The sequence below is a fragment of the Bacillus sp. FSL K6-1284 genome, from assembly GCF_038002625.1.
Lineage (GTDB): Bacteria > Bacillota > Bacilli > Bacillales > Bacillaceae > Bacillus > Bacillus paralicheniformis.
In genome coordinates, this window is sequence record NZ_JBBOCW010000001.1 from 1,668,310 (window position 1) to 1,680,388 (window position 12,079).

13 protein-coding genes are annotated in these 12,079 nt (G+C 46.2%); 11 read left to right on the plus strand and 2 right to left on the minus strand.

From position 1 onward, the window contains the following. Positions 1-116: 116 nt before the first annotated feature. The 9 genes from MHB72_RS08680 to lepB all read left to right on the plus strand — a co-directional run bounded on the left by MHB72_RS08680 (position 117) and on the right by lepB (position 9,272). Positions 117-797, plus strand: a complete 681-nt coding sequence (locus tag MHB72_RS08680) for a Yip1 family protein (protein WP_216920488.1) — start codon at positions 117-119, stop codon at positions 795-797. Then, a complete protein-coding gene (locus MHB72_RS08685; protein ID WP_146873446.1) occupies positions 798-1,934 on the plus strand; it encodes an efflux RND transporter periplasmic adaptor subunit in 1,137 nt (378 codons plus the stop codon). Next, on the plus strand, positions 1,931-2,623 hold the full coding sequence (locus tag MHB72_RS08690; protein ID WP_026579780.1) for an ABC transporter ATP-binding protein: 693 nt from the start codon (positions 1,931-1,933) through the stop codon (positions 2,621-2,623). Before MHB72_RS08685 ends, MHB72_RS08690 begins: the two co-directional genes overlap by 4 nt. Continuing rightward, a complete protein-coding gene (locus MHB72_RS08695; RefSeq protein ID WP_105978953.1) occupies positions 2,620-3,813 on the plus strand; it encodes an ABC transporter permease in 1,194 nt (397 codons plus the stop codon). The genes MHB72_RS08690 and MHB72_RS08695 overlap by 4 nt, the downstream gene beginning before the upstream one ends. Positions 3,814-4,065: 252 nt before the next feature. After that, a complete protein-coding gene (locus tag MHB72_RS08700) occupies positions 4,066-4,713 on the plus strand; it encodes a Yip1 family protein (RefSeq protein WP_020451224.1) in 648 nt (215 codons plus the stop codon). A gap of 265 nt (positions 4,714-4,978) precedes the next feature. Continuing rightward, positions 4,979-5,734, plus strand: a complete 756-nt coding sequence (locus MHB72_RS08705; protein ID WP_020451225.1) for a DeoR/GlpR family DNA-binding transcription regulator — start codon at positions 4,979-4,981, stop codon at positions 5,732-5,734. Next, positions 5,731-6,642, plus strand: coding sequence for a 1-phosphofructokinase (pfkB, locus tag MHB72_RS08710; RefSeq protein WP_020451226.1), 912 nt, complete (start codon positions 5,731-5,733; stop codon positions 6,640-6,642). The genes MHB72_RS08705 and pfkB overlap by 4 nt, the downstream gene beginning before the upstream one ends. Before the next feature lie 13 nt (positions 6,643-6,655). Then, complete coding sequence (locus MHB72_RS08715; RefSeq protein ID WP_075213221.1) at positions 6,656-8,548, plus strand: PTS fructose transporter subunit IIABC; 1,893 nt, start codon at positions 6,656-6,658, stop codon at positions 8,546-8,548. 163 nt (positions 8,549-8,711) lie between these two features. After that, a complete protein-coding gene (gene lepB, locus MHB72_RS08720; RefSeq protein ID WP_020451228.1) occupies positions 8,712-9,272 on the plus strand; it encodes a signal peptidase I in 561 nt (186 codons plus the stop codon). 45 nt (positions 9,273-9,317) lie between these two features. On the opposite strand, the gene MHB72_RS08725 is transcribed toward lepB, so the two are convergent. After that, positions 9,318-9,587 carry a hypothetical protein gene (locus tag MHB72_RS08725; RefSeq protein ID WP_020451229.1) on the minus strand — a complete coding sequence of 90 codons (270 nt, stop codon included), beginning with the start codon at positions 9,585-9,587 and terminating at the stop codon, positions 9,318-9,320. Positions 9,588-9,599: 12 nt separating this feature from the next. Next, positions 9,600-9,842 carry a hypothetical protein gene (locus tag MHB72_RS08730; RefSeq protein WP_020451230.1) on the minus strand — a complete coding sequence of 81 codons (243 nt, stop codon included), beginning with the start codon at positions 9,840-9,842 and terminating at the stop codon, positions 9,600-9,602. 172 nt (positions 9,843-10,014) lie between these two features. On the opposite strand from MHB72_RS08730, the gene MHB72_RS08735 reads away from it, so the two are divergent. Further along, on the plus strand, positions 10,015-11,634 hold the full coding sequence (locus tag MHB72_RS08735; RefSeq protein ID WP_020451231.1) for an ABC-F family ATP-binding cassette domain-containing protein: 1,620 nt from the start codon (positions 10,015-10,017) through the stop codon (positions 11,632-11,634). A 56-nt stretch (positions 11,635-11,690) separates the two neighbouring features. Next, complete coding sequence (locus MHB72_RS08740) at positions 11,691-12,065, plus strand: YybH family protein (protein ID WP_020451232.1); 375 nt, start codon at positions 11,691-11,693, stop codon at positions 12,063-12,065. The last annotated feature ends 14 nt before the right edge of the window (positions 12,066-12,079 follow it).

Consider the following 12,079-nt stretch of genomic DNA (forward strand, 5'->3'; position numbering starts at 1 on the left):
GTCCGCGGCCGCATATTCTGAAATGCGGCCGGGGCGTTTTTTTGAGAAAACAGAGGTGAAACATTTTAGACGATTCTGCGTATAAACTGGTAATTCATTTTTTAAGGGGGATACATATGGAAACGCATTTAGAAACTGAAAAAGTAAAAAATCCGTCATTGTTCGGATTGATTACTCATCCCGGAGAACAGTTTGAGAGAATGAGAGAAAAGCCGGCTGTCTGGTTTCCGCTTGTTATTGTTTTAATCTTGTCGGTTACCGCAGGGTATATGCTCAGTCAAAAAATACCGCTATCTGCCGATTTAGCAGAAATGCCGGATGCTGAAGCATTTCAAGCCGCTATGAAGGGGTTCAGCATCATCGGCGGGATTTTCGGTTCTGTGATCGCTATGCTGATCAGCGCTTTAATCTATTGGCTGATTGTCAAAATCGGTAGAGGCACAACCAATTTTGTTCACATGTTTTCGCTGTCTGTTTTTACACATTTTATTGTGGCTATCGGGCAATTCATAAGCGGACTTGTGATCTATTATTCAAATATTGATCCCACGATCGGCGTCACGTCCTTAAGCAGCATCATCCCGGCAGACGAGCCGCTCAAATCGGTATTGGGTGTATTTGATATTTTCACAATCTGGTCGCTCGCATTGGTTGCCCTGGGGCTTCAAAAGGTTGGGGGAATCTCCAAAAAAGCGGCTTGGACCGGTGTGATTGTTTTATTTGCGATTTCCATTCTGCTCGCATTAACAGCCGGAATCGCGATGAATTTCTTCGATACATTTGAAGGAGCAATGTAAATGAAAAAAATATGGATCGGCATTATCATTGTTGGGGCTGCTGCGCTTTTTATCGGACTCAACCTCTACCGCTCGGTGCAAACGGGCGGAGGGGCTGAAACAGCGGTCCAAACTGTGAAATTGGAAGAGAGAGAGATTTCTTCTGAAGTCATGGTTCCGGGCACCCTAAAGTTTGCCAACGAACAATACGAATATTTTGAACCAGAAAAAGGGAAAATTGCCGACGTCAAAGTAAAAGAAGGCGACAAGGTGAAAAAAGGAGATGTGCTTTTCACCTATACGAACGAAGAAATTCGCCTGGAAAAAGAACAGAATGCTTTATCCATTCAATCGAAGGAACTCCAGCTTGAACAGGTAAAGCGAAAAATCAGCAGCCTAAAAAGCAAGGAAGACGAGCTGAAGGCTGAGCTGGGAGCGGAAAAAGCCAAAAGGCAAATGGATGACGAACGGTCCCAGCTTGAAATGGAAGAAAAATCGCTTCAGCTTGAGCTGAAACAAGCCGACCTGCAAAAGGAAACGCTCGCGAAAAAATCAGCAGCGCTGCAAGTAAAAAGCGGCATTGACGGGACAGTGATCACCGCTGATAAACAAGCCGCCTTAAAGCAATCGGATATTCAAAAGCCGGTTATACATATAGGTAACGAGGACAAGCTTGTCGTTAAAGGCGTGTTGTCAGAGTATGACACATTGAAAGTGAAAAAGGGACAGAACGTGACCATCACGTCGGATGTCATCCAAAATAAAGAGTGGCGGGGCAGAATATCTCAAGTCGGATTGGTTCCCGAAGAAGAGGCGTCTGCAGGTGCTGCGGGAGGAAAGGAACAAGCTGTTCAATATCCGTTTGAAGTCAAAATAAAAGGGGAGCGTCCTAAAGCAAAGCCCGGCTTCAATATGATTCTCAAAATCCAGACGGACAAAAGAACCATTCAGGCTCTTCCTGAAGATGCCGTCAAGCAGGATGATGATCAATCATACGTGTATGCCGTCAGAGACGGAAAGGCGAAACGGATCAATGTCAAAACCGGCGAGAAAGCAGATGGCGTCGTTGAAATTACCGGCGGTTTGACGAACAAGGACCGGGTTATCGCAAACCCGGCCGAGGACATGAAAAGCGGAACGGAAGTGAAGCTTCAATGATTGAGCTTTCCCACGTGAAAAAAAGCTACCAAATCGGAGGGGAAACCATTGATGTTCTCAGGGAGATCAATATGAAAATTGAGCCGGGTGAATATCTGTCCATCATGGGGCCTTCCGGTTCTGGAAAATCGACAATCATGAACATTATCGGCTGTCTTGACCGCCCGACATCGGGTATTTACAGGCTGGACGGCGAGGATATTTCATCATATGGTGAAAGGGAGCTTGCCGGTGTCAGAAACCGTTTAATCGGTTTTGTTTTTCAGCAGTTTCAGCTTCTGCCGAGACTGAATGCCATAAAGAATGTGGAGCTTCCGATGATCTACTCCGGCATTCCAAGAAAAGAGCGGCGGGAGCGGGCCGAACGGGCGCTTGAAAAAGTCGGGCTCAAGGACAGAATGCGCCATTTGCCGAACGAGCTTTCCGGCGGCCAAAAACAGCGTGTAGCCATCGCAAGAGCGATCGTCAATGAACCGAAGCTGATATTGGCCGATGAACCGACCGGAGCGCTCGATACGAAAACAAGCCGGGACATCATGGAGCAATTCACCGAATTGAATGAGGAAGGAACGACGGTGGTGCTCGTCACCCACGAACCGGAGATTGCAGATTATACAAGCCGGATCATCATGGTGAGGGACGGTGTGATCGTCTCGCCGGAAACAGAGCGGAGGGGGACGGTGCAATGAATCTCATCGAAAACTTGAGAATGGCGTTAAGTTCCATCCTTTCCCATAAACTGCGCTCAATTTTAACAATGCTCGGAATCATTATCGGTGTAGGCTCTGTTATTGTCGTTGTTGCAGCGGGGCAAGGAGGAGAGCAGATGCTCAAGCAGACGATCAGCGGGCCCGGCAACACGGTCGAAATCTATTATCAGCCCAGCAATGAAGAATTAACGGCCAATCCCAACGCCTATTTAGACGCCGGTTTCACCGAAGAAGACATCAGAAGTTTAAAGTCACTCGAAGGCGTGAAGCATGTCGTTGCGAAAACTACCGAGTCTATGAATGTCCGCTTCCGGGATGAAAAAACGGATGCCGCTGTAAACGGCATTAATGACGGATATATCAGTATCAACTCGATGGAAATCGAAAAGGGAAGGGAGTTTTCAGAAGAGGATTACAATGCCGGAAGCAGGGTCGCCGTCGTCTCGCCGAAACTTGCGGAGGAACTTTTTTCTCAGCAGTCGCCTCTCGGCCGCGTCGTATGGATCAATGGCCAGCCCGTTGAAATCATCGGCGTATTAAAAGAAGAAACCGGGCTGCTTGCGTTGGGGATGAATGAGATGTATGTTCCGTTTTCAATGTTAAAATCGTCCTTCGGCATCAGCGACTATGACTCTGTCTCCGTTCAAGCTGAATCTGCCGACCATCTGCAAGCCGTCGGAAAGCAGGCTGCCGCGGCCGTAAACAACAATCACGGCACTACGGACTCGTACGAAGTGATGAACATGGAGGCCATAGCGGCCGGAATCAGCCAGATTACAACAATTATGACGATGTTCATCGGATCAATTGCAGGCATATCTTTACTCGTTGGCGGGATCGGCGTCATGAATATTATGCTGGTGTCGGTCACGGAACGGACGAGGGAAATCGGGATTCGAAAATCGCTTGGTGCAACAAGAGGCCAGATTTTGATGCAATTTTTAATAGAATCGTCTTTGATCACGCTGATTGGCGGGGTGTTTGGCATCGGCCTCGGATACGGCGGAGCCGCCCTAGTTTCGTTTTTTGCCGGTTGGCCGCCGCTCGTTTCCTGGCAGGTGGTCCTCGGAGGCGTCCTGTTCAGCATGGCGATCGGGGTTATCTTTGGCCTCATCCCGGCCAATAAAGCGGCCCGCCTTCATCCGATTGATGCATTGAGGTATGAGTAAAGCGGCATATAGCCGTCAGCCGATAAGCGTCACTTTGAAACACCCGCTCCTACTCATGAGCATCGACTTAGCAGGCCTGACAACGAATGCGAGAGTTTGTCGACACGCTGAAACCGCCTTTAGAGGCGGTTTTTTTGTATGCGAAAATTAAACTAAATTTAAAAATACACTTCTTACATTAATGATAGACTTAAAAGTGCTGAAAAATTGATCATTATGTTATGAAAGAGGTATTACAGGAGGAATTTTAGAGTGGAAGCCAATATAGAAACAGCAACTCAAGTAAAAAAACCGTCACTGTTCGGTATCATCACGAGCCCTGTCCGTCAGTTTGAAAGAATGAGAGAAAGGCCCGCAATTTGGCTGCCGATGATCATCGTGCTGGCGTTATCCGCCTTTTCCGTTTATCTTGTTTGTTGGGAACTAAGTGAGTTTCTTGGTTTGGATATAGATCCTGGACTAGAGGCCGCCCGTAATGTTTTTCAGTCTGTCATATTCTTCGTGCTCAGCGCTTTAGTATTGTGGCTGATTGCTAAAATAGGCGGCGGAAACACCAATTTTGCCTGCATGGTGTCTCTGTCTGTCTTTGCCACATTTGTACCTGTTATCAGAGACGTCATCATCGGTTTGGTGTATTATGCTTCGAATTCTGAGATCGCGTTTTCGTTCTCATCTCTTGATGGATATATTCCGGCCGAGGAGCCTCTTCTGAGCGTCCTGGAGATGTTTGATGTTTTTACAATCTGGGCATATGTGCTGGTGGCGGTAGGACTGCAAAAAGCAGCGGGCGCTTCAAAGCGGGCGGCTTGGATCGGCGTTTTCGTCATATTTATTATGATGCTGATGTTGTCTTATTTATTAGGCTTATGGCAAGTATTTTTAGAACGTTCATTAGGCTGATGCATTATTGTAAAACCTCATGCGGCGAGCATGAGGTTTTTCTGAATGGTGTTTGAAGGAATAGATAATAATAATGTCACATATTTTTGCGGATTTTTATAGTTTATACAGTTTACAAACGGTACATATCACGATAATATGTTAAAATGTGAAAGATTTTGATGGTTATTGAATGAATTTGAAAGATTTTTGTTGAGTTATGTCGAAAAAGCGTTTACAATGTAATTGTAAGCTAAATGAAGGCGTTTCCAAAAGGGGTGATAATGTGTTGACTCCCGAACGGCATCAGTTGATTATTGACGAGATTGAAAAGCATGATGTCGTGAAAATCCAGTACTTAATGAATTTAACGAACGCATCTGAGTCAACGATCAGAAGAGATTTGTCGACGCTGGAAGCCCGCGGATATTTAAAGCGTGTTCATGGAGGGGCATCGAGGCTTTCCGATATTCGTACAGAGCCTGACATGCTAGAGAAATCATCCAAAAACCTTCATGAAAAGAGAAAAATCGCTCAAGAAGCGGCCTCACTTCTTGAAGAAGGCGATTGTATCTACCTTGATGCCGGAACGACCACATTGCAAATGATCGATTTTATCGATCCGGAGATGGATATTATCGTGGTCACAAATGGAGTCATGCACATTGAGGCATTAGGTAAAAAAGGCATTACTTTTTATTTATTAGGCGGGTATGTGAAGTATAAAACCGGAGCAATCGTGGGCGGTTCGGCTTTATCAGCCATCAGCCAATACCGGTTTGACAAAAGCTTCATCGGCGTCAATGGCATTCATAAAGAAGCGGGATTTACGACTCCGGATCCTGAAGAAGCGCTTTTGAAAACAAAAGCTGTCAACCAGGCGAAAAAAGCATTTATTTTAGCTGACGTTTCCAAGTTTGGGGAAATTTCATTTTCTGCCTTTGCCGGTTTAGACGAAGCAACTATCATTACAGCAGGATCTGCAAAACATTCATTTGATAACTATCAAGAAAAAACTGTCGTAAAGGTAGTGAAAACATGATATACACTGTAACTCTCAACCCATCGGTCGACTATATTGTTCACGTTGAAGAATTTTCCGTAGGCGGGCTGAATCGTTCAGTCTATGACACGAAATATCCCGGAGGCAAAGGAATCAATGTCTCACGCGTACTGAACAGACACCATGTACCTTCTAAAGTTCTCGGTTTTATCGGCGGTTTTACCGGGGGGTACATCAAATCATTTCTCGAAGAAGAGAAGCTTGAAACGGCTTTTCATGAGGTGAATGGAGACACGCGCATCAATGTCAAATTGAAGACCGGGGATGAGACGGAAATCAACGGGCAGGGGCCCGTCATCAGCCAAGAAGATTTCGCGGCCTTTTTAGACCAGTTTTCAGCGATGAAAGAAGGGGACATTGTCGTATTGGCTGGCAGCATTCCTTCTTCATTGCCGCAGGACACCTATGAAAAGATTGCAGAAAAGTGTGAAGAGCAAAATGTCCGGGTTGTCGTTGATATTTCGGGTGAGGCACTCCTAAAAGCAGCAGAAATGAAGCCGCTTTTAATGAAACCGAACCATCACGAGCTCGGTGAAATGTTTGGAACAACCATCACTTCAGCGGAAGAAGCGGTGCCTTACGGTAAGAAACTCGTTGAACGCGGGGCCGAAAACGCGATCGTTTCCATGGCTGGGGAAGGCGCACTTTTATTTACAAAAGACGGCGTCTACCATGCCAACGTACCTAAAGGAAAGCTCGTGAACTCAGTCGGCGCCGGAGATTCAGTGGTTGCAGGCTTTCTCGCAGGCATTGAAAAACAGCTCGACATCAAAGAAGCTTTTCGCTTAGGTGTCGCGTCAGGAAGCGCAACCGCCTTTTCAGAGGAGCTGGGAACGGAAGAGCTCGTTCACAAGCTGCTTCCGGAAGTTCAAGTCAAAGCGATTTAAAGGAGGAAAGGTTATGAAAATAACAGAGCTACTAACGAAGCATACGATCAAGTTAAACCTTGAGAGCAGCCAGAAAGAAAACGTTATCGAAGAACTCGTCAGCGTTTTGGATCAGGCGGGCAAGTTGAATGATAAAGAAGGCTACAAAGAAGCCGTGATCAACCGTGAGAAACAAAGTTCCACCGGTATCGGCGAAGGCATTGCCATCCCTCATGCGAAAACGGCAAGCGTTAAAGAGCCTGCGATCGCGTTCGGCCGTTCAAAAGACGGCGTCGATTATGAATCCCTTGACGGCCAGCCAAGCCATCTCGTTTTCATGATCGCTGCTACAGACGGCGCGAATAACACTCACTTGGAAGCATTGTCAAGACTGTCGACTTTGCTTATGAGGGAAGAAATTCGCAAACAGCTGCTTGAAGCTTCATCCGAAGACGAAATCATCGACATCATCAATCAGCATGATAAAGATGATGAAGAAGAAGAGCAGGCCGAAGAAGCATCTGCACCATCAGCAAAAGGAAAAATCCTTGCGGTTACAGCATGTCCGACAGGGATCGCCCACACGTTCATGGCTGCCGATGCTTTGAAAGAAAAAGCGAAAGAGCTCGGCGTTGATATCAAAGTTGAAACGAACGGTTCAAGCGGTATTAAAAATGGTCTGACAGCGCAGGAAATCGAAGATGCGGTTGCGATCATCGTCGCCGCCGATAAGCAGGTTGAAATGGATCGCTTTCAAGGCAAACATGTCATTGAAGTACCTGTAACAGCAGGAATCAGACGTCCGAAAGAGCTGATTGAGCAGGCGCTGAAACAAGACGCGCCTATCTATCAGGGTAAAGGCGGTGGTGCATCTGCTTCTGAAGACGGAGCTGCCAAAGGAAAAGGCGGCGGTTTCTACAAACACTTGATGAGCGGTGTCAGCAACATGCTGCCATTCGTCGTCGGGGGCGGGATCTTAGTTGCGGTTTCATTCTTCTGGGGAATTAACGCGACCAAACCGGGAGATCCCACTTATAATGAGTTTGCAGCTGTATTAAATACTATAGGCGGAACTCAAGCACTTGGATTAATTGTCGCTGTATTGGCAGGATTTATCGCGATGAGCATCGCAGATCGTCCGGGGTTTGCGCCTGGTATGGTCGGAGGTTTCATGGCGACGCAAGCCGGCGCCGGTTTCTTAGGCGGACTGATTGCCGGTTTCTTGGCTGGTTATATTGTTGTCCTATTGAAAAAAGTGTTCGCTGGTCTGCCGCAAGTGCTTGACGGATTAAAACCTGTCCTTCTTTATCCGTTGTTTGGAATATTCTTGACCGGAATCATCATGCATTATGTTGTCAATACGCCTGTCAAGTATATTATGGATGGCATGACACATTGGCTTGAAGGTCTTGGAACAGGAAACCTTGTTGTAATGGGTATTGTTTTAGGCGGTATGATGGCGATTGATATGGGCGGTCCGATCAACAAAGCGGCCTTCACATTCGGTATCGCGATGATTGAAGCTGGAAACTTTGGACCTCACGCAGCGATCATGGCGGGTGGTATGGTGCCTCCGCTTGGAATTGCCCTTGCAACGACTTTCTTTAAAAATAAATTTTCAAAACGGGATCGCGAAGCCGGAATTACCAACTACGTGATGGGCTTGTCATTTATTACTGAAGGTGCGATTCCTTTTGCGGCAGCCGATCCGGCGCGCGTCATTCCTGCTTCTATCATCGGATCAGCAGTTGCCGGAGGTTTGTCTCAATTTTTCCATGTCACACTGCAAGCGCCGCATGGCGGAATATTCGTTCTCTTCTTTACGACGAACCATGCGCTGCTGTATCTCCTCAGTATCTTGATTGGTGCGGTTGTGACGGCTCTCATTCTCGGCATCTTGAAAAAGCCGGTTCCAACTGAAAAATAAGTGCTGAAAGTGCCACAGTAATCCCTGTGTGGCACTTTCTTTTTTACCGTTTTTGCCGGAAGTGAACGCGGGAATTATGTATTCGGCAGGAACTTGTGATAAAGTATAGGAAAGCTTTATTTTGCATGTATGCTGTGACAGACTGTTTTTAGGAGGAAGCGTTTTGACTGAAGAAAAATCCACCCAAAATAAAAACTCTCTCTTTGAATGGGTAAAAGCCATTATTATCGCAGTCGTTCTGGCGTTATTGATCAGGGCATTTTTATTCGAACCGTATTTAGTCGAAGGTACATCAATGGATCCGACGCTGCACGACGGAGAGCGGCTGTTCGTCTATAAAACGGTTAAATACGTAGGCGAATTTAAGCGGGGAGATATCGTCATTATCGACGGCGATGAAAAAAATGTCCATTATGTGAAGCGCTTGATCGGCCTGCCGGGAGATACCGTGCAAATGAAAGACGACACGCTGTACATAAACGGGAAAAAGGTGTCTGAGCCGTATCTTTCGGAAAACAGAAAAGAGGCGGAAGCAGTCGGCGTCAAGCTGACGGGCGATTTCGGCCCTGTGAAGGTTCCGGAAGGCAAGTATTTCGTGATGGGAGACAATCGCCAGAGATCGATGGACAGCCGGAACGGACTCGGACTGATCGATAAAAAACGAGTGGCCGGGACTTCACAATTTGTGTTTTTCCCGTTCAACGAAATCCGAAAAACAGACTGAAAAATGCCTGATGTCCATTTGGACAATCAGGCATTTTTGCTTGATTTATGCGGATAATGATGCCAGTACTGCGATAAACAGTACGGTAACGAACACAGAGGCCATAATCAGAAGAACGCTGTATAAGATTCTGATTTCCGCGGCTTCTTTTCCCCTTTTTGACAGCATTCGTTTCGCCGCGATATGAACGAACACGTAAATCATGGCAATCCCGATGTAAAGGCCCACATCCCGTGCTGTAAAGCCGGTTACGGCAAGATAAACCCCTGCGAAAAAAATAAACATGCAGTATTCCGTCAAAGTGATAAGCTTCATGTCTTCCTCCGTCTAACGATCCGAGTTTTCTTCAAATATCACCTTTTTATAATATATCTTTTGCAGCCATCCCACAAGGAGGCCGAAGCCGATCAGCAGACAGGAAAATATCAAAAAGTCCGAGGTCCACATATCAAACCCTTTGAAAAGCCCGATAGACATCGTAGAAATCACCATGGCCACTGACACGAAAAGCGCTTGGCGCGGCCTTGAATTGATCCACCTGATGATATCAGGATCATCTTTTAATTTCATTATTCCTTCCCCCATTCTTCAATAATTGTAACATATTGTCACAAAGAAAGTGTGAACAAGTGTTTTTTTGATATATTTTTCTTTAAAACTTTATCGTAAAAAAGCAAAGCATTTCTCTTGCGGAATTTTCGTGTTATACTCTTTTTAATGAAGTATAGATGGAGGATTTTAAATGATAGCTGTTCAAAATGTCAGCTTGCGGTTTGCGGACCGGAAGCTGTTTGAAGATGTAAATATTAAGTTTACGCCGGGTAACTGCTACGGATTGATCGGAGCAAACGGCGCCGGAAAGTCCACTTTTTTGAAAATATTATCAGGTGAAATCGAGCCTCAGACGGGCGAGGTTCATATGAGCCCGGGCGAACGCCTTGCCGTCCTGAAGCAGAACCACTTTGAGTATGAAGAGCATGAAGTGCTGAAAGTCGTGATCATGGGGCATAAACGCCTTTATGAAGTCATGCAGGAAAAAGACGCGATTTACATGAAACCCGATTTTTCAGATGAAGACGGAATCCGCGCCGCAGAGCTTGAGGGCGAATTCGCCGAGCTGAACGGCTGGGAAGCCGAAGGGGAAGCTGCGATTTTGTTAAAAGGCCTCGGCATTGCTGAAGAACTGCATACGAAGAAAATGGCGGATTTGGGCGGTTCCGAAAAGGTGAAGGTCCTCCTTGCACAGGCCCTGTTCGGAAAGCCTGACGTCCTTCTTCTCGATGAGCCGACCAACCACTTGGATATTCAGGCGATCCAGTGGCTTGAAGAGTTTTTAATCAATTTTGAGAATACGGTTATCGTCGTATCGCATGACCGTCACTTTTTGAATAAAGTATGTACGCATATCGCCGACCTGGATTTTAACAAAATTCAAATTTATGTCGGAAACTATGATTTCTGGTATGAATCAAGCCAGCTTGCGCTTAAAATGAATCAGGAAGCCAATAAGAAAAAAGAAGAGCAGATCAAACAGCTCCAGGAGTTCGTTGCCAGATTCAGCGCCAACGCCTCAAAATCGAAGCAGGCGACATCAAGAAAAAAACTGCTTGAAAAAATTACGCTTGACGATATTAAGCCGTCATCGCGCAAGTATCCGTACGTACATTTCACACCTGAACGCGAAATTGGAAACGATGTGCTTGTTGTCACAGACCTGTCGAAAACGATTGACGGTGTCAAGGTGCTTGACTCGGTCAGCTTTATGATGAATAAAGAAGATAAAATCGCCTTTACAGGCCGGAATGAGCTTGCCGCTACTGTGCTCTTTAAAATCCTTGCCGGGGAAATGGAGCCTGACAGCGGATCGTTTAAATGGGGCGTCACAACATCCCAGGCGTTTTTCCCGAAAGACAACAGCGAGTATTTTGAAAACAGCGATTTAAACCTTGTCGACTGGCTCCGCCAATTTTCGCCGCATGACCAAAGCGAAAGCTTCCTGCGCGGATTTTTGGGCCGGATGCTGTTCTCCGGGGAAGAAGTGCTGAAAAAAGCAAGCGTTTTGTCAGGGGGAGAGAAAGTCCGCTGCATGCTGTCCAAAATGATGCTGTCCGGCGCCAATGTGCTGATGCTTGATGAGCCGACCAACCATTTGGATCTCGAATCCATTACAGCGCTGAATAACGGTTTAATCAGCTTTAAAGGCGCTATGCTGTTTACATCTCATGACCATCAGTTTGTCCAAACAATTGCCAACCGGATCATCGAAATCACGCCAAACGGAATCGTCGATAAACAGATGAGCTATGATGAATTTTTGGAAGACAAAGCGGTTCAGGACAAGCTTGCTGAACTTTACGCGTAATGATAGAAAACCCGCCTTAAAAAGCGGGTTTTTTTATAAAAAGGGAGATGGTTGCCGTGTCATGCCGCAAGGCTCTTGAGCAATATATTCAAGCAACAAACACACATGAGTTTGAGAATGTCAAAAAGCTCCTTCATCCCGACGCTGTGTACTGGTTCTCGGATGAAACGTGCTCGGGCGTTAAGGAAATTCAGCGTTATTTTGAAAACGCCTGGAAGCAAATCGAAAACGAAGTATACAGCGCCAGTCATATCAGTTGGATCACGGAAACGGACGAACAGGCCGTCTGTCTTTATACATACGAATGGAAAGGGTTTTTTAGGGGTGAACCGGTTCAAGGGGCAGGCCGTGCGACAAACGTATTTGTAAAGGACGAGTCAGGAAGCTGGAAGCTGAAGCATGAACATTTAAGCAGTTTGCCCAAATCATGAGGAGGCGGGGCATT